This is a genomic window from Nocardiopsis potens DSM 45234 (assembly GCF_000341105.1).
GTDB classification, from domain to species: Bacteria; Actinomycetota; Actinomycetes; order Streptosporangiales; family Streptosporangiaceae; genus Nocardiopsis_A; species Nocardiopsis_A potens.
Genome location: NZ_ANBB01000002.1, coordinates 56,940 through 77,647, shown reverse-complemented (window position 1 = coordinate 77,647; position 20,708 = coordinate 56,940). Strand labels below are relative to the sequence as shown.

19 protein-coding genes are annotated in these 20,708 nt (G+C 75.5%); 10 read left to right on the top strand and 9 right to left on the bottom strand.

Going from position 1 to position 20,708, the window contains the following annotated elements:
* The first annotated feature begins 50 nt into the window (after positions 1-50).
* The 3 genes from sucB (at position 51) to D459_RS0100685 (ending at position 3,216) form a co-directional block, all read left to right on the top strand.
* Entirely contained in the window at positions 51-1,430 is a 1,380-nt protein-coding gene (gene sucB / locus D459_RS0100695; protein WP_017591058.1) for a 2-oxoglutarate dehydrogenase, E2 component, dihydrolipoamide succinyltransferase, read from the top strand.
* Between the two features lie 269 nt (positions 1,431-1,699).
* Positions 1,700-2,272, top strand: coding sequence for a 3'-5' exonuclease (locus D459_RS0100690; RefSeq protein WP_017591057.1), 573 nt, complete (start codon positions 1,700-1,702; stop codon positions 2,270-2,272).
* Positions 2,273-2,325: 53 nt separating this feature from the next.
* Positions 2,326-3,216: a TIGR01777 family oxidoreductase gene (locus D459_RS0100685; protein WP_017591056.1), complete on the top strand. Its 891-nt coding sequence runs from the start codon at positions 2,326-2,328 to the stop codon at positions 3,214-3,216.
* A gap of 218 nt (positions 3,217-3,434) precedes the next feature.
* Here the strand turns inward: D459_RS0100685 and D459_RS33420 are convergent, their stop codons facing one another.
* Together D459_RS33420 and D459_RS30320 are read right to left on the bottom strand one after the other, a co-directional pair.
* Positions 3,435-4,088: a hypothetical protein gene (locus tag D459_RS33420; protein WP_017591055.1), complete on the bottom strand. Its 654-nt coding sequence runs from the start codon at positions 4,086-4,088 to the stop codon at positions 3,435-3,437.
* Positions 4,085-4,747 (bottom strand): hypothetical protein, encoded by a 663-nt coding sequence (locus tag D459_RS30320; RefSeq protein ID WP_017591054.1) that lies wholly within the window; start codon positions 4,745-4,747, stop codon positions 4,085-4,087. Before D459_RS30320 ends, D459_RS33420 begins: the two co-directional genes overlap by 4 nt.
* A gap of 207 nt (positions 4,748-4,954) precedes the next feature.
* Between D459_RS30320 and lipB the strand changes: the two genes are divergently transcribed.
* The 3 genes from lipB (at position 4,955) to D459_RS0100660 (ending at position 7,578) form a co-directional block, all read left to right on the top strand.
* Positions 4,955-5,683 (top strand): lipoyl(octanoyl) transferase LipB, encoded by a 729-nt coding sequence (gene lipB / locus D459_RS0100670; RefSeq protein WP_017591053.1) that lies wholly within the window; start codon positions 4,955-4,957, stop codon positions 5,681-5,683.
* A 70-nt stretch (positions 5,684-5,753) separates the two neighbouring features.
* Entirely contained in the window at positions 5,754-6,698 is a 945-nt protein-coding gene (gene lipA, locus D459_RS0100665; protein WP_017591052.1) for a lipoyl synthase, read from the top strand.
* 154 nt (positions 6,699-6,852) lie between these two features.
* Positions 6,853-7,578 carry a DUF4191 domain-containing protein gene (locus D459_RS0100660; protein WP_017591051.1) on the top strand — a complete coding sequence of 242 codons (726 nt, stop codon included), beginning with the start codon at positions 6,853-6,855 and terminating at the stop codon, positions 7,576-7,578.
* Between the two features lie 99 nt (positions 7,579-7,677).
* Here the strand turns inward: D459_RS0100660 and D459_RS0100655 are convergent, their stop codons facing one another.
* The gene (locus D459_RS0100655; protein WP_026119932.1) at positions 7,678-8,112 is read right to left on the bottom strand and encodes an RDD family protein; all 435 of its coding nucleotides are present in this window, start codon (positions 8,110-8,112) and stop codon (positions 7,678-7,680) included.
* A 293-nt stretch (positions 8,113-8,405) separates the two neighbouring features.
* Here D459_RS0100655 and glnA point away from each other — a divergent pair, with 293 nt between their 5' ends.
* Positions 8,406-9,830 carry a type I glutamate--ammonia ligase gene (gene glnA / locus D459_RS0100650; protein ID WP_017591049.1) on the top strand — a complete coding sequence of 475 codons (1,425 nt, stop codon included), beginning with the start codon at positions 8,406-8,408 and terminating at the stop codon, positions 9,828-9,830.
* Positions 9,831-10,004: 174 nt separating this feature from the next.
* Here the strand turns inward: glnA and D459_RS0100645 are convergent, their stop codons facing one another.
* On the bottom strand, positions 10,005-10,931 hold the full coding sequence (locus D459_RS0100645; protein WP_017591048.1) for a hypothetical protein: 927 nt from the start codon (positions 10,929-10,931) through the stop codon (positions 10,005-10,007).
* Positions 10,932-12,807: 1,876 nt separating this feature from the next.
* Between D459_RS0100645 and D459_RS0100640 the strand changes: the two genes are divergently transcribed.
* Both D459_RS0100640 and D459_RS0100635 read left to right on the top strand, forming a co-directional pair.
* A complete protein-coding gene (locus tag D459_RS0100640; RefSeq protein WP_017591047.1) occupies positions 12,808-13,710 on the top strand; it encodes a TIGR03619 family F420-dependent LLM class oxidoreductase in 903 nt (300 codons plus the stop codon).
* 171 nt (positions 13,711-13,881) lie between these two features.
* Positions 13,882-14,313, top strand: coding sequence for a hypothetical protein (locus tag D459_RS0100635; RefSeq protein ID WP_017591046.1), 432 nt, complete (start codon positions 13,882-13,884; stop codon positions 14,311-14,313).
* A gap of 200 nt (positions 14,314-14,513) precedes the next feature.
* Here the strand turns inward: D459_RS0100635 and D459_RS0100630 are convergent, their stop codons facing one another.
* The 5 genes from D459_RS0100630 to D459_RS0100610 all read right to left on the bottom strand — a co-directional run bounded on the left by D459_RS0100630 (position 14,514) and on the right by D459_RS0100610 (position 17,422).
* Complete coding sequence (locus D459_RS0100630) at positions 14,514-15,020, bottom strand: copper chaperone PCu(A)C (RefSeq protein ID WP_017591045.1); 507 nt, start codon at positions 15,018-15,020, stop codon at positions 14,514-14,516.
* Positions 15,020-15,646: an SCO family protein gene (locus tag D459_RS0100625; RefSeq protein ID WP_017591044.1), complete on the bottom strand. Its 627-nt coding sequence runs from the start codon at positions 15,644-15,646 to the stop codon at positions 15,020-15,022. Before D459_RS0100625 ends, D459_RS0100630 begins: the two co-directional genes overlap by 1 nt.
* An 81-nt stretch (positions 15,647-15,727) precedes the next feature.
* Positions 15,728-16,324 (bottom strand): hypothetical protein, encoded by a 597-nt coding sequence (locus tag D459_RS0100620; protein ID WP_017591043.1) that lies wholly within the window; start codon positions 16,322-16,324, stop codon positions 15,728-15,730.
* A gap of 184 nt (positions 16,325-16,508) precedes the next feature.
* A complete protein-coding gene (locus tag D459_RS0100615) occupies positions 16,509-17,096 on the bottom strand; it encodes a TetR/AcrR family transcriptional regulator (protein ID WP_017591042.1) in 588 nt (195 codons plus the stop codon).
* Positions 17,096-17,422, bottom strand: a complete 327-nt coding sequence (locus D459_RS0100610) for a DMT family transporter (RefSeq protein ID WP_017591041.1) — start codon at positions 17,420-17,422, stop codon at positions 17,096-17,098. The genes D459_RS0100615 and D459_RS0100610 overlap by 1 nt, the downstream gene beginning before the upstream one ends.
* A 204-nt stretch (positions 17,423-17,626) precedes the next feature.
* On the opposite strand from D459_RS0100610, the gene D459_RS0100605 reads away from it, so the two are divergent.
* Positions 17,627-20,641 (top strand): bifunctional [glutamine synthetase] adenylyltransferase/[glutamine synthetase]-adenylyl-L-tyrosine phosphorylase, encoded by a 3,015-nt coding sequence (locus D459_RS0100605; protein WP_017591040.1) that lies wholly within the window; start codon positions 17,627-17,629, stop codon positions 20,639-20,641.
* Positions 20,642-20,708 lie beyond the last annotated feature (67 nt).

Here is a 20,708-nt window from a genome sequence, read left to right as displayed (position 1 = left end):
CAAGCTTCTCTGCTTCTTCACGAAGAGGACCCATGCCGACTTCAGTTGAAATGCCAGCCCTGGGCGAGAGCGTCACCGAGGGCACCGTCACCCAGTGGCTGAAGCAGGAGGGGGACACCGTCGAGGCCGACGAGCCGCTGCTCGAAGTCTCTACGGACAAGGTCGACACCGAGATCCCCTCCCCCGTCTCCGGGGTGCTGACCAAGATCCTCGTCGCCGAGGACGAGACGGTCGACATCGGCGCCGAGATCGCCGTCATCAGCGAGTCCGGGGAGGCCCCCGCCGAGGAGGGTGCGCCCGCGGCCAAGGAGGCGCAGCCCGAGCCGGAGCCCGAGCCCGCCCCGGCGCCCGCCGCGCAGCCGGAGCCCGCTCCGGCGCCGGCCCCCGAGCCCGCTCGCGCCCCGGCGCCCGAGCCGGCCCGCGCCACCCGCGAGGACCGCACCCCGCCGGTGGACGTGGAGACCATCAGCGGCACCGGGAAGGCGTCCGGCACCGACGCGGTCACCGAGGCCTACGTGACCCCGCTGGTCCGCAAGCTCGCCGCGGAGTACGGCGTCGACCTGTCCACGGTGCGCGGCACCGGGGTGGGCGGCCGGATCCGCAAGCAGGACGTGCAGGACGCCGCCGCGGCCGCGGCGGAGCAGCGCGCCGCCGCTCCGGCCGCCGCGAAGGCCGCCAAGCCGGCCCCCGCGGTCGACGGCACGCTGCGCGGGCGCACCGAGAAGATGTCCCCGCTGCGCCGGCACATCGCCGACCAGATGGCGGAGTCGCTGCGCATCTCGGCCGAGGTCACCCAGGTGATCGAGGTCGACATGACCAACATCGCCCGGCTCCAGGACCTGGCCGGCGCCGAGTTCGAGGCCCGGGAGGGCGTCGAGCTGGGCTTCTTCCCGTTCTTCGCGGTGGCCGCCGTGGAGGCGCTCAAGGCCAACCCGAAGCTCAACGCGGTCATCGACAGCGAGAGCTACGAGGTCACCTACCACGACCTGGAGAACCTCTCCATCTCGGTGGACACCGAGCGCGGCCTGCTGGCCCCGGTCATCAAGGACGCCGGCGACCTCAACCTGGGCGGGCTGGCCCGCAAGATCGCCGACCTGAGCGAGCGGGCGCACACCGGCCTGCTCGCCCCGGACGAGCTGAGCGGCGGCACCTTCACCCTGGCCGAGACCGGTGCGGTCGGCGCGCTGTTCGACACGCCGATCATCAACCAGCCGCAGGTGGCGATCCTGAGCACCGGCGCCGTGGTCAAGCGCCCGGTCGTCGTGGAGGACCCGGAGCTGGGCGAGGTCATCGCGGTCCGCTCGATGGCCTACCTGGCGCTCACCCACGACCACCGGCTGATCGACAGCGCCGACGCCGGGCGGTTCCTGCAGACCGTCCGGGAGCGCCTGGAGGAGGGCTCCTTCGAGGCGGAGCTGGGCCTGGCCTGACCGGCCCCGGGCCCCGGGCGCGCCCGGGGCCCGCTCCGGCGCGGCCGGACACGGACGCAGAGGCGGGGCGGCGCCCGAACGGGCGCCGCCCCGCCTTGTTACCCCACCATTCACCATCCCCCTGGTGATCCCCATCACCAAAGGTCGGCTCCGGTAGCCGTGCTCCGGCTCCGGATGCCTCCACGGTATGCCCGGGAGGGTCCGCCGCGCAGGCGTTCGGCGGAAAAACCCGGTGCGGCCCCGGGCGCCGCCCCCTAGGCTCGTCCGCCGTGGAGAAGAGACTGCTGAACGTCGTCGACGTCGAGGCGACCTGCTGGGAGGGGTCCCCGCCGCCCGGCCAGGTCAGCGAGATCATCGAGATCGGGTTGGCCGTGGTCGACCTGAAGGCCGGCGAGCGGATCGCCCGGCACCGGATCATGGTCCGCCCGGCGCGCTCCTCGGTCAGCCGGTTCTGCACCGAGCTGACCGGGATCACCCCGGCCGAGGCGGAGAGCGGCGCGGACTTCGCCGAGGCCTGCCGGATCCTGGCCGCCGAGCACCGGGCCGGCGCCCTGCCCTGGGCCTCCTGGGGCGACTACGACCGCCTCCAGTTCGCCCGGCAGTGCGCGGCGACCGGTACCCCCTACCCGTTCGGGAGGCGGCACACCAACGCCAAGGTGCTCTTCACCGAGGTGCACGGCCTGCGGAAGCGCCCCGGGATGGCGCAGGCGCTGGGCGTCGCCGGGCTCCCGCTGGAGGGGCGGCACCACCGGGGCGAGGACGACGCGTGGAACATCGCCGCCCTGGTGCTCTCGCTGAACGCCCGGGGCGCCTGGCGCACCGGCCCGCCGGCCGGGCCGTGATCGGCGGCCCGCAGCGGGCATACAGGCCGGAGAGCCGAGTACAGGGGGCCAGGATGAAGATCGCGATCTCCGGGGCGAGCGGGCTGATCGGGTCGGCGCTGGGCCGGTCGCTGACCGAGGACGGGCACGAGGTGGTGCACCTGGTGCGGCGGCCTGCCCGCACCCTCGCGGAGGCCCGCTGGGACCCGGTCGGCGGCACCGTGGACACCGGCCCGCTCTCCGGTGCGGACGCCGTGGTGCACCTGGCCGGCGTGCCGATCGGGCCGGCCCGGTGGACCCGGGCCCGCAAGGCGGCCATCCGGGGCAGCCGGGTCCGCGGGACCCGCGTCCTGGCCGAGGCGCTGGCCCGGATGGACCGGCCGCCGGCCCGGCTGGTCTGCGGTTCCGCGGTGGGCTACTACGGCGACACCGGGGGCGAGCCGGCCGGCGAGGACGCGCCGCGGGGCACCGGCTTCCTGGCCGACCTGGTCCGCGACTGGGAGGCGGCGACCGCCCCCGCCGCCGAGGCCGGGATCCCGGTGGCCCACTCCCGCACCGGGATGGTGCTGTCCGCCTCCGGCGGGCTGCTGGGGACGGTGCTCCCGCTGTTCCGGCTGGGGCTCGGCGCCCGGCTCGGCTCCGGTGCGCAGTACATGAGCTGGATCAGCCTGGACGACGAGGTGGCGGCGCTCCGCTTCCTGCTGGAGCGCCCCGGGATCATCGGCCCGGTGAACCTCTGCGCCCCGGAGCCGGTCACCAACGCCGCCTACACCGAGGCCGTCGCGCGTGCGCTGCACCGCCCGGCGGTCCTGGCCGTCCCCGGCTTCGCGATCCGCGCCGCCCTGGGCGGCTTCGCCGACGAGGCGGCCCTGATCGACCAGCGGGCCGTCCCCGACCGCCTCACCGCGGCCGGCTTCGCCTTCCGCCACCCCGACATCGACACCGCCCTGAGCGAACTTCTCTGAAGTCGCCGATGAAGGTTTCGCCCGGCCCGTACCGACTGTACCGGGCACCGGCACGGCCCCCTGTGGTGAAGTCCCACCCGCAGCGCCACCCGCCCGCACCACAGCACCACCTCGAACGTCGCCATGACGATGGCGGGAAGGCGCGGCAAGGGCAGGCGGTGGCGGGCGGAGCCTCGACACGATGACGTTGAGCTGTGGTGTGCGGGCGCGGCCGGAGGTCAGGCGTGCTCGTCCAGGAGCCGGTCGATGAAGGCGCGGTACTCGCGCAGGGTGAGGCGGAGGGTCTCGGTGTCCGGATCGGCCGGGGCCTGCCAGGCGCCGCGCAGCGCGGTGCGGCGGGCCTGGATGCCGGCGATGACCGCGGCGGTGACCTCCTCGGCGAGGTCGTCGGCGTCGCGGACGGAGAGCCCGGGGTCGTCGACGAAGCCGCCCTGCACGTCCCGCCAGCGGGCCCGGACCCCCGGGGCGTCGATCTCCGGGCCGGCGGGCGGCCGGGGCGGCGGGACCGGTGCGGCGGGCGCCCGCTCCGCCGTCGGCTGCATCGCCTGCTCCTCCGGGTCCCCGGCCGGCCCGTCCACCGGTCCGTCCGGGGGCGGCTGCGGGGCCGCGGGCGGCCGCTCCGCCCCCTGCACCCTGCCCTGCTCCGGCGCCGGCTCCGTCACCGGATCCGCCACCGGGTCCCGCTCGGCCGCGGCGGGCACCGGCTCCTCCGGGGCGGTCCGCGGCGGCACCGGCCGCGAGCGGGCCGCCTCCGCCGAGCGCCGCCGCTCGCGGATCCGGAAGTCCCAGCGCGCCTCGCGCCGCTCGCGCTCGGCCGTGTCCTGCGCCTCCGCCCCGGGGGCCTCCCCCGCCTGCCGCTCTTCCCGCTTCACCGCGTCCCTTCCTCTCCTGCTCCGCCCGCTCCGTCCGCGGCCCGCGGGGGCGGCCCGTCCGCCGCTCCGCGCAGGCCGGTGCCGTCCGCTCCGCGCGGCGGGGGCGCTCCCCCGCCGCCCGGCCGCCCCGGTGCCGGGCCGGTGCCGCCCAGCAGCCCGGCGAGCAGCCCGCGGAAGCCGACCATCGCCTCCCTGAGCTCCTCCGTTCCGGCCCCGCCCTCCCGGTCCCGGCGGGCGGTGCCGCAGGCCCGCCGGTAGCCGCCGATCTCGTGCGGGTGGTCGACGGAGAGGTCGTCCTCCCGCCGCTCGCCGTCGGGGTAGCCGCGCTCGGTCGCGGCCTTCTCCACCAGGCGGTGCGCGGCGCGGACCGCCGCCGAGGGGTCGTCGACGAAGTCCCGCTGGATCACGGCCCAGGCCTCGGCGTGCGCCGCGCGCCGCTCGGCGGTGAGGGGCCGGACCTCGATCCCGGCCCGGCGCCGCCGGCGGCGGGCCAGCTCGCGCCGGGCCGCGCGCTCGCCGCCGCCGGCCCGTACGGCGCGGTCGTACTCCGGCCCGAAGCGCTCCGCGAGGGCCCTGCCGCGCCGCGCCGCGGCGGCCCATGCCGCGACGGCGAGGACGGCCGCCGCGGCGAGCGCGGCGAGCACGGCTCCGGTGACCACGCGGCACCTCCTGCGGCCCCGGGGAGGGGGCGGGGCTCGCAACGTCCATTGCCGCCCGCGGCCGCGGCCAAACGGGAACGGCCCGCCCCGGCCACGGGGCGGCGTCGAACACTCCGGCGGAGCGGTTTATTCCACCCCTTTTCCGGCGGGGTGGCCTGCATCACCCGGCAGCGACCGGCGGGTGTCCCAGGCTTTAAGGTGGGATGTATGAGTGAGCTCGTCTTCGCGTGGCTCGGTGACGACCCGGTCCCCTACCAGGAGGGCTGGGATCTCCAGAAGCGACTCCACCAGAGCCGTGTCGCCGACCTCATCCCCGACACCGTGCTGCTGCTCCAGCACGAGCCCGTCTACACGGCGGGCAAGCGCACCGGCGAGTGGGACCGCCGGCAGACCGTCCCCGGGACCCCCATCGTCGACATCGACCGCGGGGGCAAGATCACCTGGCACGGTCCGGGGCAGCTCACCGGCTACCCCATGGTCAAGCTGGCCGACCCGATCGACGTCGTCGCCTACGTCCGGATGCTGGAGGAGGCGATGATCCGCACCATCGCCGAGTACGGCCTGACCGGGCGGCGGATCGAGGGCAAGACCGGGGTGTGGCTGGACGCCGACCCCGGGCGGGGCCTGATCGAGCGGAAGATCGGCGCGATCGGCTGCCGGATCTCCCGCGGGGTGGGTATGCACGGGTTCGCCCTCAACTGCGACAATGACCTCTCGTGGTTCCAGAGGATCGTCCCGTGCGGCATCCCGTCCGACGAGGGGGATGTCACCAGCATCTCCCGCGAGGTCGGCCGGGACGTGACCGTGGCCGAGGTGCTGCCCGCCGTGGAGCGGCACCTGGCCGACGTGCTCGGTGCGACCGTCCACAGCCGCAGCGACGGGGTTCCGGCGCACTTCCCCGGGGCCGCCGCCCCGGTGGAGCCGGCCTCCGCCTGACCCCGACGCGTTCCGGCGCACCGGCACGACGACGACCTCCCCACAAGGGACGAGGAAAGGAAGGGTCCGCGTGACCATCGCTCCCGAGGGGCGCAAGCTGCTGCGGATCGAGGCCCGCAACAGCCAGACCCCCATCGAGAAGAAGCCGCCCTGGATCAAGATCAAGGCGAAGATGGGCCCGGAGTACACCGAGCTCCACTCGCTGGTGAAGAAGCAGGGCCTGCACACCGTCTGCCAGGAGGCCGGCTGCCCCAACATCTACGAGTGCTGGGAGGACCGCGAGGCCACCTTCCTCATCGGCGGCGACCAGTGCACCCGGCGGTGCGACTTCTGCCAGATCGCCACCGGCAAGCCGACCGCCCTGGACCGGATGGAGCCGACCAAGGTCGCCCGCTCGGTGCAGACCATGGAGCTGCGCTACGCCACGGTCACCGGGGTGGCCCGGGACGACCTGGAGGACGGCGGGGCGTGGCTGTACGCCGAGACGGTCCGCAAGATCCATGAGTTCAACCCCGGCACCGGCGTCGAGCTGCTGATCCCCGACTTCAACGCCGACCCCGACCAGCTGGCCGAGGTGTTCGGGTCGCGGCCGGAGGTGCTGGCGCACAACGTGGAGACGGTGCCGCGGATCTTCAAGCGGATCCGCCCCGGCTTCCGCTACGAGCGCTCGCTGGAGGTGATCACCCGCGCCCGCGAGGACGGCCTGGTCACCAAGTCCAACCTGATCCTGGGCATGGGCGAGGAGCGCGAGGAGATCTCCCAGGCCATGCGGGACCTGCACGAGGCCGGCTGCGACCTGCTCACCATCACCCAGTACCTGCGCCCCTCCAAGCTGCACCACCCGATCGACCGGTGGGTCAAGCCGGAGGAGTTCGTGGAGCTGGCCGCCGAGGCCGAGGAGATCGGCTTCGCCGGGGTCATGTCCGGGCCGCTGGTGCGCTCCTCCTACCGGGCCGGCCGGCTGTACCGGCAGGCCGCGGAGAAGCGCGGCCTGGACGTCGCCGCGAAGCTCTGACCTGCCCGGACCGGGCCTCCGGGCCGCCCTGGACACGGGGGCGGCCCGGGGGACCGGCGCCGCGCAGGACAAAAGCGGCAAAGTAATCAAGCTGAAACGGCGGCCGTCGGCCGCCGCTTCACGTCCGCCCGTCCGTTCCCCATATCCTGGAAGCATGGCGAAGAAGCCCAAGGAAACCAAGACAGCCCAGGCCACCGACGCCGCCGGGCAGAAGAAGCCGGGCCGGTTCAAGCAGATCGGCATGGTCGCCAAGGTCGTCCACCAGCAGAGCCCGAAGAGCATCCCGATCGCGGTGGCGATCTTCGTCGGGGTCGTGGCGCTCTCCGTGGTCGGCGCGGTCCTCACCGGCGGCTGGCTCTACTGGATGAGCCTGGGCATCCCGATCGGCTTCCTCGCCGGGTTCATCTTCTTCACCCGCTCGGCCCAGAAGATCCAGTACAAGATGCTCGACGGCCAGCTCGGCGCGGGCATGGCGGTGCTGGAGAACATGCGCGGCGACTGGAGCGTGGACCCCGGCGTCGGCGCCACCCGGCAGATGGACGTGGTGCACCGGGTCGTCGGCCGCCCCGGCATCGTCCTGGTCGGCGAGGGCGACCCGAACCGGCTCCGCAAGGTGATCGGCGCGGAGAAGAAGCGCGTCGCCCGGGTGGCCTACAACATGCCCATCTACGACCTGGTCGTGGGCAACGGCGAGGGCCAGGTCAAGATCGGCGACCTGCAGAAGCACATGATGAAGCTGCCGCGGAACCTGGACAAGACCGAGGTCGCCGAGGTCCGCTACCGGCTCCGCGCGCTGCCCGCCGCGGTCCAGATGCCCAAGGGGCCGATGCCCAAGGGCGTCAAGATGCCGAAGGGGCCCAAGGCGCAGGGACGGGGCTGAGACCCCGGCCGAGCTTCTCGCCATACACGTACCGACGGCGCCGCCCGGATCGAATCCGGGCGGCGCCGTTCCGCGTCCGCGCCCCGCGGGGCGGCGGGGTCACAGCCGCCGGCTGACCGTACCGGCCGCCCGGTCGTGCAGGCCGCGCTGGTCCCGGTCGTAGACGACGGCCGGAATGACCAGGCAGAGCAGGGCGGTGCGGATGACCACCGCCAGCGGCCACGGGAAGGAGCGCTCGCCGGTGGCGGCGATCCCGATGCCGGTGATCCGCTTGCCCAGGGTGGTGCCGAACAGGCTGAGCAGCACCACCGTCATCAGCGCGAAGACCAGGACCGGGGTCAGCTGCTCGGTCTGCGGGTCCGCGCCGATCAGGCCGTAGGCCACGGCCAGGCTGAGGCCCCAGTCCAGGGCGAGGGCCAGCAGTCTGCGCCCCACTCCGGGGACCGACCCCGGCCCCGTCTCCGGCATCCCCAGCCGGTTCCCCCGGTAGGCGAAGGCGTCGTCGCCCCCGCCGGTCTCGCGTTCTCTCTCCATGCGGACCACGGTATCGGCGCCGCGCGGGCCCCGGTTCCGGGCTTCCCTCCAGGCCCCGGGCACCGCCCTCCGCCGTGCCCGGTTTCACCGCCGATCAGGGAGTTCATCCGGACACACCCGGATCGGCGGCGAAAACCCCGGGGAGCGTAACGCGGAGGAAACATTGGAGACATTGCCAAGAAACGGCCTGGTCATAGCTTCGGGACCGTGGCCGGAGAGGTGGCGCGGACAGCGAAGTCCCGACGACGGAGCCCACCCGCGGGCCGCTTCTCACATCTGCTCGGAGGTATGTCTTGTTCAGCAGCGCCGATGAGGCCCTCGCCTTCATCCGCAACGAGGACGTGAAGTTCCTCGACGTCCGGTTCACCGACCTCTTCGGTGGCGTCAACCACGTCACGCTCCCGGTGGAGAACGTCGACGAGGACACGTTCACCAAGGGCCAGATGTTCGACGGCTCCTCGATCCGCGGCTTCCAGGCCATCCACGAGTCGGACATGCTGCTCCTGCCCGACCTGAGCACCGCCGTCCTGGACCCGTTCCGCGAGTTCAAGACGCTGAACATGACCTTCTTCGTGCACGACCCGCTGACGCTGGAGTCCTACAGCCGGGACCCGCGCAACGTGGCCCGCAAGGCCGAGGCGTTCCTGAAGAGCACCGGCATCGCCGACACCGCCTTCTTCGGCCCCGAGGCCGAGTTCTACATCTTCGACGACGTCCGGTTCGAGACCCGGGCCAACGCCGGCTTCTACCAGATCGACTCGATCGAGGGCGCCTGGAACACCGGCGCCGCGCGGGACGGCGGCAACCTGGGCTACCGCCCCCGCTACAAGGGCGGCTACTTCCCGGTCGAGCCGGTCGACCACTACAGCGACCTGCGCTCCCGGATGGTCCGCAACCTGATCGACGCGGGCCTGGAGGTCGAGCTCCAGCACCACGAGGTCGGCACCGCCGGCCAGGCCGAGATCGGCATCAAGTTCGGCACCCTGCTCCAGGAGGCCGACCGGGTGCAGCTCTACAAGTACATCGTGAAGAACACGGCCAACGCCGCCGGCAAGACCGTGACCTTCATGCCGAAGCCGCTCTTCGGCGACAACGGCTCGGGCATGCACTGCCACCAGAGCCTGTGGAAGGACGGCGAGCCGCTCTTCTTCGACGAGTCCGGCTACGCCCAGCTCTCCGACACCGCCCGGTACTACATCGGCGGCCTGCTCAAGCACGCCGACGCGCTGCTGGCCTTCACCAACCCGACGGTCAACTCCTTCCACCGCCTGGTCCCCGGCTACGAGGCCCCGATCAACCTGGTCTACTCCCAGCGCAACCGCTCGGCCTGCATCCGCATCCCGCTGACCGGCCCGAGCCCCAAGGCCAAGCGCCTGGAGTTCCGCGTCCCGGACCCGTCGGCCAACCCCTACCTGGCCTTCTCCGCCATGCTGATGGCCGGCATCGACGGCGTGAAGAACAAGATCGAGCCGCCGGAGCCGCTGGACAAGGACCTCTACGAGCTGCCCCCGGCCGAGGCCGCCGCGGTCAAGACCGTGCCCGCCTCCCTGGAGGCCGCACTGGACGCCCTGGAGGCCGACCACGAGTTCCTGCTCGAGGGCGGCGTCTTCACCTCGGACCTGATCGAGACCTACATCGACTTCAAGCGCACCGAGGAGATCGACTCCCTGCGGCTCCGCCCGCACCCGCGCGAGTTCGAGCTCTACTACGACATCTAAGGGCGATGTCCAAGGGCACCGCGGGCCTTCAGCGGCCGATCCGCCGCTGAGGACCGGTCACGGGCCGCCGGCCGCCGCTCGGGCGCGCCGGCGGCCCCTCGCTTTTCCGTCCCTTTTCCCGAGGCCGGCGCCCGGCCCCGGGAGGCGGGCCCCGGTCACGACTCGGGGTTCCGGTCACGCCTCGGCGGTGAGGGCGTCGCGGAGCCTCCGGTAGCCGGGGGCGGCGCGGCGCAGGAGCGAGGCCAGCTCTTCGTCGTCCCCGGTGGCCAGGGGGTACTGCAGGGCCCCTACCGCCCGGGCCTGCTCGTCCGCGGCGGCCGCGGCCTTCTCCAGGCCGATCAGGGACAGGGAGCCGGCCGCGTCGGCGAGACGGCGGGCGCCGAGGCGGACGCCGAACTCCGCCAGCAGGCCGCGCACCCGCGCGTCGAGGCCCCGCTCGGCCTGTGCGGCCAGGGCTTCGAGCGCCGCCGCCCCGCCGAGCGTCCCCCGGGGCACGGGCCGGTCGCCGCGCCCCTCCAGCCACCGGACGGCGCCGGGCAGCGATGCGCGCAGCGCCTCGGCGGGGTCCACGGCGCGCTCTTCGGTGAATCCGGCCCGCATCACGTACGGCTCGTCGGTGTAGTCGACCGACTCCGCCCGCCAGGCGTCGGCGAACGCCCGGGCCGGCAGGGTCGCGTAGGGATGGCCGTGCGGGTCGTGCAGCAGCACGGTCCCGCCGCCGGCCGCGAGGACCACGGCGTAGTGGTCCCCTTCGCCCGGGGCCGGGGTGCCGGGCCGGTAGAGCAGCAGCCCCATGTCGACCGGCCCGACCAGGACGGGGCCGCGCGCGCAGGCCGCGCGGAGCCGCTCCAGGGCCTCCTCCGCGGTCCCTCCGGCGCTCCGCTCGCAGGACCGGCCGAGCAGGCCGACGGCGGTGTCCAGGCCGATCTCCGGATCCCAGCCGAAGGGGTCGAAGAGCGGCAGGGAGCCGCCGATCAGCTGGGCGCCGAACGGCGAGCCGGTCAGCGTCTCGACGACGCCCGGCGGAGGGGCGGAGGGGCCGATCACCATCCTCAGGGAGTGCGTGTAGCAGTAGGGGCCGGAGCCGGTGTAGGCGGGCATGCGGGGTCCTTCGGTCGGCCGGCGGTCCCCGGACCGGCCGGACGCGCCACCGGCCCCGGGGCCGCCGACGGCGGGCTCGGTGCCCCCAGTGCAGGGCATGACACGGGGGCAGGGTCAACCGGGCCCGGGCGGCCCCTCCCCCAGGGCGATGATCTCGACGCTGCGGCCCTGTCAGAGCGGGTGGCCTCAGTGTCCGTCGCAACACCGCCCACCGGAGGAAAGAAGAGGAGGGGAGGGAAGGGGACCGGCCGGTCGGTCGGGCGGGCGCGGCGCCTCGCAGAGTGCAGGTTCAAGCGAGCGGTGACGGCGCAGGAAGGAGCGGAGCGAAGGTCCTTACCCGGGCGCGGCGTCCCACAGAGCGAAGGTTCAAGCAGGCAGCAAGGGCGGGGAGGGGGACCGGCCGGTCGGTCGAGCGCGGCGCCCCACGGGGCCAGGGCTCAAGCAGGCAGCGACGGCAGAGGTGGGGGCGGAGTGCGGGGGCCGCCCGGGTACGGCGCCCCACAGGGCCAGGGTTCAAACCGGCGGCGACGGCGAAGGTAGGACCGGGGCGAAGGCGGTCACCCGAGCGCGGCGCCTCGCGGAGCGAGGGTTCAAGCGGGCGGCGACGGCGGGAGGACGTGCCGGCCGGTCGGTCGGGTGCGGCGCCTCGCGGGGCCGGGGTTCAAGCAGGCAGCGAGGGCGGGAGGGGCGGGCGCCGCGTTCGCCGGCCAGGGCCGCGAGGGCTCTCGGCGGGGAGCGGGGCGGCGCCCCGGCGAAGGCGGGAGTGGGCCTGCCCGGGCCCACTAGGGGACCTTATCCCTATATGCCGGATTCGCGGCGGGAAGCAGGCAGGGGCGAGGGCACCCTGCGCACCCCGGCGGCACCCCGATTACATCTACCAGCGAGTAGTAAGCCCCCAGACCCCCACCACCCCCCTGCCGGTCACCCAGAGTGGCCAAAGCGAGACCTCCCAGGGAAACAAAAGCGACATCTCGCCCCCACATCGCCCCTGCTCGGGTTCCGGCCCCCTACATCCCGGCCTTCCGGGCGGCTCGAACCCCGATCACCAGCCCGATCAGGGCCAATCGGGCCTCCCGAGAGCCGATCCGGGCCGGGATGCGCGCCCAGGAATCACCGGGGTGCTCTCGCGGTGCGCAGGGCACCCCCCACCACCATCACCGTGTGTATTCACGCAGGTCAGAGAGGTGCAGCGGTTTCAAGGGCAGCCGGCCCCGGCGCTCGGACGACGCGGGCACGGTGAACCCGCCCCCCTACCCGCCCCGGCCGCCTCGCTCTGCTCCGCCGCACTGGACCGACCGGCCGGTCCCCACCGCCGCCTTCGCCGCCCGCTTGAACCCCACCCCGTGAGGCGCCGCGCCCGGGCGACCACCTGCACCCCGCCCCCACCGGTGCCGTCGCCGCCTGCTTGAACCTTCGCTCCGTGAGGCGCCGCGCCGGACCGACCGGCCGGCCCCCACCCCTGCCCTCGCCGCCCGCCTGAACCTTCACTCCGCGGGGCGCCGCGCCCGACCGACCGGCCGGCCCCCACCCCTGCCCTCGCCGCCCGCCTGAACCTTCACTCCGCGGGGCGCCGCGCCCGACCGACCGGCCGGCCCCCACCCCTGCCCTCGCCGCCCGCTCGAATCCTCCCCCCGTGGGGCGCCGCGCTCGGTCGGGGCATCTTCCCGTCCCTCCGTCCCTCGCCCCTCCCCGAGTTCCTCGCTGTTCCTCATTGCAGCGGCCAATTGACGACAAGGCGCTCTGCCAGGGTCGCAGCGTCAAGATCATCGGGAAGGGGCGAGGGCGCGCGCCGGGGCGCGGGGCCCGCCCGGCGGGCGCCCGGGCACCGCGCGTACGGTTGCCGCGTACGGTAACCGGATCACCGAGGAGAGTCACTATGCGACTGGGATTCGCCCTCCCCCAGTTCGGTGCCGCCGCGCACCGGCCGGAGGAGGCCGCGCGGTTCGCCCGGGAGGCGGAGAGGATGGGGGCGGCCAGCCTGTGGGCCGGCGACCGGCTGCTCGCCCCGGTCCACCCGAGCGTCGGCTACGGCGGCTCGGACACCCTGCCGCCGCAGTTCCGCTCGGCGCTCGACCCGTTCGTGCTGCTCACCGCCGCCGCCGGCGCGACGGAGCGGGCGCTGCTGGGCACCAGCGTGCTCAACGCCCCGTGGTATCCCCCGGCGGTGCTCGCGCGCTCGCTCACCGCGATCGACCGGATCAGCGGCGGCCGCCTCCTCCCCGGCCTGGGCACCGGCTGGTCCCCGGAGGAGTACCGGGCCACCGGGGTGCCGATGGGCGAGCGCGGCCGGCGCCTGGACGAGTGCCTGGACGCGCTGGAGGAGCTCTGGTCGGACGGCCCGGCCGAGTACCGGGGCGAGCTGTGGGAGGTCCCGGAGAGCCACGTCGACCTCAAGCCGGTCCAGCGGCCCCGCCCGCCGATCTACCTCGGCGCCTTCGCCCCCGGTGCGCTGCGGCGGGTGGCCCGGCGGGCGGACGGCTGGCTCCCGGTGGCGGTGCTGCCCGGGCGCGCCGACCCCGCCGAGGTGGTGGCCGGGCCGCTGGCCGCCATCCGCGAGGAGGCCGCCCGGCAGGGGCGCGACCCGTCCTCCGTCGACGCGGTCCTGCGGATCAACCCCGCGCGCTCCGTCTCGGTGGCCGAGATCGCCGAAGCGGCGCTGGCCGCCGAGCGGGAGGCCGGGGTGGAGCACGTCTTCGTCGACCTGATGTACCTCGCCGAGGACGCCGACCGGATGCTGGAGCTGGCCGACCGCCTCCTGGAGAAGACCGGCGCGCGGTGACCCGGGGTTGACCGCCGCGCCGAGGGGTGAGAACGGAGGTATGGGACGCACCGGGCGCGCCGCGCGGCGGCCGCGCCCGGGGTGCGCCCCGCGGATCGGGACGGCCCGGCCGGCGCGGAGGCCGGGCCCGAGCAGGGGCCTGCCCCCGGGCCCCGCTGAGGCGGGCGTCGCATGCACTACCACGGCTATCTCTGGCAGGGGTCCGGGGAGGAGCGGCAGTACCGGGTCCCGGAGACCTACCCCGACCACCCCGCCTTCGGGCTGTCGCCGCTGCCGCCGCAGCGGGTCTGCTGGTGGCTGCTGAAGCCGGCGTCGATGGTCGAGGGGACCTGGGAGGACCCGGCCGAGGCCGTCGCCTGGCTGGCGGCCCGGTACCGGGCGGTCTTCCCGCGGATCCGGACCGAGCGGCCGGAGTGGTACGCCCCGCGGGCCCGGAAGGGGTTCTGGCTGGACTCCCTGGACCAGGGCACCGACCTGGTGTGCGCGCATTGGCTGCAGGACGGCGACGGGTTCACCGCCGCGGTGGTCTGCTGCCCCAACCGCTGGGAGGACCTCCCCTGCCCGGTGACCGGCGCCCCGGCACCGCCCGCCGAGCGCATGTGACCGCCCCGCTCCCCGGCGATCTCGGCGGTCCGGCCCTGTCAGAGCGCTCTGACAGGGCCGGACCGCCAAGGCCATCGCCTCGGAGACGGCGCCCTTGAAGCGAACGGCGCCCGGCCCGCCGCCCGTACGCCCCGGCCCGGGAGGCGGGGGCGCACCGGCGGCGGTGCGCGGCGGCTCCGGGGGCGCCGGTGCCGCCGGGGTCAGCCGCCGTGGCCGGAGTGGTCCATGTCCTCCATGTCCTCCGCGCCGCCTCCGCCGGTGCCGGCCATCACGTCCTCCACCTCGGCATCGACGGTGACGTCGCCGGACTCGGCGAAGGAGAGGGTGAGCCGCACCGTGTCGCCCGCCTCCAGCTCACCGGGGTCCATCAGCATCAGGTGCAGCCCGCCGGTGGCGAACTCGACGCTCTCGCCGGCCCGGACCGGGACCTCGTAGCGCTGCTCCATGGAGGTGGTGCCGTCCTCCTCCACGGTGGCGTGCATCTGGACCTCCTCCGCCGCGTCGGTGGTGACGCCGGTCAGGATGTCGTCGGCGCCGCCGGTGTTCTCGACGGTCAGGTAGCCGGCGGTGACGTCGGGGTTGCTGGGCACCCGGACGGTGGCGCCGGTCGCGCTGATCTCCGGGGCTCCGCCGGAGCAGCCGGCCAGCAGGGCCGCGGCCAGGGCGGCGGTCGCCGCGGCGGCGGTGCGCGCGGTGGCGGCGGGCATCAGGCGCCCTCCTCGTCCAGCAGCGCGCCGAAGTCCTCGGCGATGGCGTCCGGGCCGGTCCCGTAGCGCCACATCAGCTCCGACTCGCCCTCCGGGGAGAACAGCAGCACCTGGCTGCCGTGGCCGACCTGGTAGTCGCCCTTGCGGTCCTCCTCCTCCGGGCGGTCGATGGAGATGCCCAGCTCGGAGGCTGCGGCGTCGGTGGTCTCCAGGTCGCCGCTGAGCCCGGTGAAGGAGGGGTCGAAGCTGCTCAGCCACATGTCGAGCAGCTCCGGGTCGTCCCGGTCCGGGTCGGCGGTCACGAAGACCACGTTGAGCCGGTCCCGCTCCGCCTCGTCCAGCTCGGCGACGGCCTGCGCCATGTCGGCCATGGTCGTCGGGCAGATGTCCGGGCAGTTGGTGAAGCCGAAGAAGACCGCGGTGTAGGCGCCGGCCGAGTCCTCCCTGAGGTTGTACTCCTCGCCCTTGGAGTCGGTGAAGTCGGCGTCGGGCAGGGTGAAGGCGCCCTGCACCTCGCTGCCGTTGTAGGGGGAGTCGTCGCCGGTGGCGGCCTGCGGGCCGCCGCAGCCGGCCAGCAGGACGGCCGCCGCCGCGCCCGCCGCGGCGGTGGTCAGGGTTGTGCGCATGCTCGTTCTCTCGTGCTCGTGCGGGCGCGCCGGCGCGTCCGCGCGGTCGGCGGAGGCCGGGGCCCGTGGGGTCGGGACTGCTCAGCGGGCCGCGCGGAGCGGCCGGGGCGCGAGCGGCGGCGCGCGCCCGTCCAGGGCGTGCCGGAGCATGCGCGGGCGCAGCCCCGGGGCCGGCGCCGGGAGGGCCCGCGCCGCGGGGGCGGCGAGCAGCGGCGCCGGGGCGGCGGGAGGGGCGTCCAGCGCGGCCCGGAGCCGGTGCAGCAGCGTCCACAGCGCCTCTTCGCCGCCGGCCAGCCACCAGCCGGTGACCAGCGCGGCCCACAGGTGGGCGGCGAGCATCCCGGTGCCGCCGCCGTGCTCCGCCCCGCCGGAGCACATGTGCTCGGCGGCGGGGAGCAGCCCGCCGGCCGGCAGCGGGCCCGCGGCCAGGGTGAAGAAGAGGTGGAGCAGGAGCTGGGCGCCGAGGACGCCGGCGATGAGCGCCGGGGCCGAGCGCGGTGCCCGGGCCGGCGGTGTGCCGAGGAGCGTGAGGCCCGCCCAGGCGGCGGCGAAGACGCCGGCGTCCGGCCCGGGCGCCCCGGCGGCGACGTGCCCGAGCAGCGCGACGGCCGTGCACACGGCCGCGAACATCGCGGCCCTGGGCACGGCTACGGCGAGCGGGTACCGGGCGTCCGACATGGCGTGACACATCATCTCAGCCCTCGGCGGCGCGCCCCGCCGGGGTGGGGCGCCGGCCGGGTGTGACCTCCGCCCGGGTGCCGGCGCGCCCCCTGCCGGGCGGCCTCGGGGGCCCTTCCGCCCCGCACCCTCCGGCGTTCCGGCGGTACGCCCGCACCCGGTCGGCCGGCGGGGCCCGGCGGGGTCAGTCCGCGCCGGGCTCCTCCGGTGCGGGGGCTCCGGCTCCCAGTACGTGCCGCAGCACCGCGGCCATCTCCTCGGCGGAGACGTCCTCCTCGGCGAGCAGCGCCTCCATGGAGAGGCCGTTGGCGGCGGCGACCGCGGCCCGGACCGCGACCGGGTCGTCGGTGTAGCGGCGGGCGACGCCGGCCACCAGGTCGTTCCAGCGGCGGACGACGGGGCGCAGCGACGGCCGGCGGGCGGCGAGCAGGGAGAGCTCGAACTCGGCGAGGACGCGCTCCCGGCCGCCGGGGCGGCAGCCGTCGGACAGCACCCCGCCCAGCGCCCGCACCGGGTCGTCCCCGGCGTGCAGGGCCTCGCGGAGGCGGCGCAGGTAGTCCTCGGTGGCCTCGGTGAGGGTGGCGACGAGGAGGTCGTCGATGGTGGCGAAGTAGTAGACGGCCGAGCTCGGCGGCGCGCCCGCCTCCTTGGCGACCGCCCGGTGGGTGACCTTGGCCGCGCCGTCCCGGGCGACCACCCGCAGCGTCGCCGCGAGCAGCTCCGCGCGCCGCCGCTCGCCGCGGGCGCGGCGGCCGTCGACCGCCTCCCCCATCAGTGCGCACCGCCCGTCTCCAGGGCCAGCACCCCGGCGATGACCAGGGCGATCCCGCCGACCTGGATCCAGCTGAGGCTCTCCCCCAGGAAGACCGCGCCGATGATCGCGACCAGGGACACCCCGACCGCCGCCCAGATCCCGTAGGCGACCCCGACCGGCATCCCCTGCTTGAGGGCCGCCCCGAGCATCCAGAACGCGGCCCCGTAGGCCAGCACGGTGACGACCGACGGCAGCGGCCGGGTGAACCCCTCGGAGAACCTCAGCGAGATCGTCCCGGTGACCTCGGCGACGATCGCGACGGCGAGCAGCAGCAGCGGGGGCACGGCCCCTCCTCTCCCTCGTCCTTCGGCGGCGCGGACTCCGGCGGCGCCGGCGCCGGGCGACTAGTTGAACAGAAGTTCAACTTATCTCATTCCGCTGGGCGGCCGGCCCCGGTCCCCTGCCGCGGCGGCGGGCGCGGGCCGCCCCGCCGGCGTCCGGTGCCGACGGGCTAACGTTGTCCCGTGGCGACGCGCGACGGACTCTCAATGACGGCGGGTGCCCTGGCCCGGCAGGGCTTCGGGGACGGGGCGCGGGCACTGCGCCTGTTCTCCGGTGCCGGGATCGACCCGGGGGACAACCCCGAGCTGGTGGAGGCGCTCGGCGCCTCCGCCGACCCGGACCAGGCGCTGACCGGGCTGACCCGGATCATCGAGCGCTCCGGGGAGGGCTCCGAACTGCTGGAGGCCCTGGCCGCCGACCCGGACCTGCGCGCCCGGCTGACCGCGGTGCTCGGGGCGAGCATCGCGCTCACCGACCACCTGGTGCGCCACCCGGGCGACTGGCGGGAGCTGTGCGGCCCGGACGCCGCCCGCACCCCCTCCCCCGCCGAGCTCCGCGCCGGCCTGCTGCACACCGTGGGCGCCGACCCCAACTCCGCCGCCCCCGCCGCCGCCCCGGAGGCGTTCGGGACCGAGGGGCCGGCCCCCGCGCTGCGCGCCGCCTACCACCGCCGGGTGCTCCGGCTGGCCGGGCGCGACCTGACCGGGGCGGCCGACGTCGCCGAGGTCGGCGCGGAGCTGGCCGACCTGGCGGCGGCGGTGCTGGACGCCGCGCTGGCCATCGCCCGGGCCGAGGCGCCCGAGGACGCCGCCGCCTGCCGGATCGCGGTGATCGGCATGGGCAAGTGCGGCGGCCGGGAGCTGAACTACGTCAGCGACGTCGACGTGGTGTTCGTCGCCGAGCCCGCCGAGGACGCCCCCGGGGACGGCGATCCGATGGCCTCCGCCACCCGCCTGGCCTCGCGGATGATGGCGATCCCCGCGGACACCGACGGCGAGGGCACCCTGTGGGAGGTGGACCCCGCGCTGCGCCCGGAGGGCCGGAACGGGCCGCTGGTCCGGCCGCTGGCCGGGCACATCGCCTACTACGAGCGGTGGGCCAAGACCTGGGAGTTCCAGGCGCTGCTCAAGGCCCGCCCGATCGCGGGCGACGCCGCCCTCGGCGCCGCCTACGCCGAGGCGATCGCGCCGATGGTGTGGAGCGCGGCGGGCCGCCCCAACTTCGTGGACGACGTGCAGGCCATGCGGCGGCGGGTGGTCGCGCACATCCCCGCGGCCGAGGCGAACCGGGAGCTCAAGCTCGGCCCCGGGGGCCTGCGCGACATCGAGTTCAGCGTCCAGCTGCTCCAGCTGGTGCACGGCCGGGCCGACGAGACGCTGCGCTCCGGCAACACCCTGTCCGCGCTGGAGGCGCTCTCCGCCGGCGGCTACGTGGGGCGCGCCGACGCCGCCGGGCTGGCCTCCTCCTACCGCTTCCTGCGGGACGTGGAGCACCTGCTGCAGATGCACCGGCTGCGCCGCACCCACCTGCTGCCCGACGGGCGGACCGAGGCGGGGCAGGACGCGCTGCGTCGGCTGGGCCGGGCGCTGGGGCACACCGCGAACCCGGTGACCGACGTGACGGCGGCCTGGCGGCGGACCGCGGGCGAGGTCCGGCGGCTGCACGAGAAGCTGTTCTACCGGCCGCTGCTCAACGCGGTGGCGCGGCTGCCCGAGGACGGGGTCCGGCTCAGCGCCGAGCAGGCCGGGCAGCGGCTGGAGGCGCTGGGCTTCGCCGACCCGGCGGGGGCGCTGCGCCACCTGGAGTCGCTGACCTCGGGGGTCTCCCGGCGGGCGGCGATCCAGCGCACCCTGCTCCCGGTGATGCTCGGCTGGTTCTCCGACGCGCCCCGCCCGGACGCCGGCCTGCTGGGGTTCCGGCAGGTCAGCGAGGCCCTCGGCACCACGCCGTGGTATCTGCGGCTGCTCCGCGACGACGTGCGGGTGGCCGAGCGGATGGCGCGGCTGCTGGGCACCGGCCGGTACACCACCGAGCTGCTGCTCCGCGCCCCGGAGGCGGTCGCGATCCTGGACGACGACGCCGACCTGGAGCCGCGCCCCACCGAGCTGCTGCAGGCCGAGGCCGCCGCGGCGCTGCGCCGGCACGACTCGATGGAGACCGCGGTCGCCGCGGTGCGCGCGCTGCGCCGCCGGGAGCTGTTCCGCACCGCCGCCGCCGACCTGCTGGAGGTCTCCGGGATCGACTCCGTGGGGCGGGCGCTGACCGCGATCGCCCGGGTGACCGTCGACGCCGCGCTGCAGGCCGCCGGCCGGGTGGTCGCCGAGGAGCTGGGCGAGGAGCCGCGGACCCGGATGGCGGTGATCGGCATGGGCCGGTTCGGCGGCCGGGAGCTGAGCTACGCCAGCGACGCCGACGTGATGTTCGTGCACGACCCGCTGCCCGGCGCCGACCCGGCGGTCGCCGGCCGGCACGCCGAGATGCTCGTGCGCGAGCTGCGCCGGCTGCTGGAGATGCCGGCGGCGGACCCGCCGCTGCCGGTCGACGCCGACCTGCGCCCGGAGGGCCGCAGCGGCCCGCTGGTGCGCACCTTCGACTCCTACGCCGCCTACTACCGGCGGTGGGCGTCGGCCTGGGAGTGGCAGGCGCTGCTGCGCGCCGAGCCGGTCGCGGGCGACGCCGAGCTGGGCGGGCGCTTCGTCGAGCTGGTGGACCCGGTGCGCTACCCCGAGGGCGGGGTGGGCGACGCCGAGGTGCTGGAGATCCGCCGGCTCAAGGCCCGGATGGAGGCCGAGCGGCTGCCCCGCGGCGCCGACCCTACGCTCCACACCAAGCTGGGCCGGGGCGGGCTGTCCGACGTGGAGTGGGTGGCGCAGCTGCTGCAGCTGCGGCACGCGCACCGGGTCCCGGCGCTGCGCACCACCGGCACCCTGCCCGCGCTGCAGGCCGCGGTGGACGAGGGGCTGCTGGACCCGGAGGACTGCGGCACCCTGGAGGTCGCCTGGCGGCTGGCGGCCCGGGTGCGCGGCGCGATCATGCTGGTCCGGGGGCGCGCCGGCGACTCGATCCCCTCCGACACCCGCGAGGCGGCCGTCCTCGCCGGGGCGCTGGGCTACGGCGGCGACGAGGACGGGGAGGGCCCCGCCGCCCGGCTGCTGCAGGACTACCGCCAGGCCACCCGGCGCGCCCGCGCGGTGATGGAGCGGGTCTTCTACGACGACTGAACCGGGCGGGGGCCGGCGAGCGCCCTCCCGCCCCCGCACATGACCGAGGCGCCCGCCGGTGGGCGGG

Coding starts and splice junctions, on each gene's coding strand:
- sucB (WP_017591058.1), top strand. CDS start 51: ATGCCAGCCCTGGGCGAGAGCGTCACCGAGGGCACCGTCACCCAGTGG.
- D459_RS0100685 (WP_017591056.1), top strand. CDS start 2,326: ATGAAGATCGCGATCTCCGGGGCGAGCGGGCTGATCGGGTCGGCGCTG.
- lipB (WP_017591053.1), top strand. CDS start 4,955: ATGAGTGAGCTCGTCTTCGCGTGGCTCGGTGACGACCCGGTCCCCTAC.
- D459_RS0100660 (WP_017591051.1), top strand. CDS start 6,853: ATGGCGAAGAAGCCCAAGGAAACCAAGACAGCCCAGGCCACCGACGCC.
- D459_RS0100655 (WP_026119932.1), bottom strand. CDS start 8,112: ATGGAGAGAGAACGCGAGACCGGCGGGGGCGACGACGCCTTCGCCTAC.
- D459_RS0100645 (WP_017591048.1), bottom strand. CDS start 10,931: ATGCCCGCCTACACCGGCTCCGGCCCCTACTGCTACACGCACTCCCTG.
- D459_RS0100640 (WP_017591047.1), top strand. CDS start 12,808: ATGCGACTGGGATTCGCCCTCCCCCAGTTCGGTGCCGCCGCGCACCGG.
- D459_RS0100635 (WP_017591046.1), top strand. CDS start 13,882: ATGCACTACCACGGCTATCTCTGGCAGGGGTCCGGGGAGGAGCGGCAG.
- D459_RS0100630 (WP_017591045.1), bottom strand. CDS start 15,020: ATGCCCGCCGCCACCGCGCGCACCGCCGCCGCGGCGACCGCCGCCCTG.
- D459_RS0100625 (WP_017591044.1), bottom strand. CDS start 15,646: ATGCGCACAACCCTGACCACCGCCGCGGCGGGCGCGGCGGCGGCCGTC.
- D459_RS0100620 (WP_017591043.1), bottom strand. CDS start 16,324: ATGTCGGACGCCCGGTACCCGCTCGCCGTAGCCGTGCCCAGGGCCGCG.
- D459_RS0100615 (WP_017591042.1), bottom strand. CDS start 17,096: ATGGGGGAGGCGGTCGACGGCCGCCGCGCCCGCGGCGAGCGGCGGCGC.
- D459_RS0100605 (WP_017591040.1), top strand. CDS start 17,627: ATGACGGCGGGTGCCCTGGCCCGGCAGGGCTTCGGGGACGGGGCGCGG.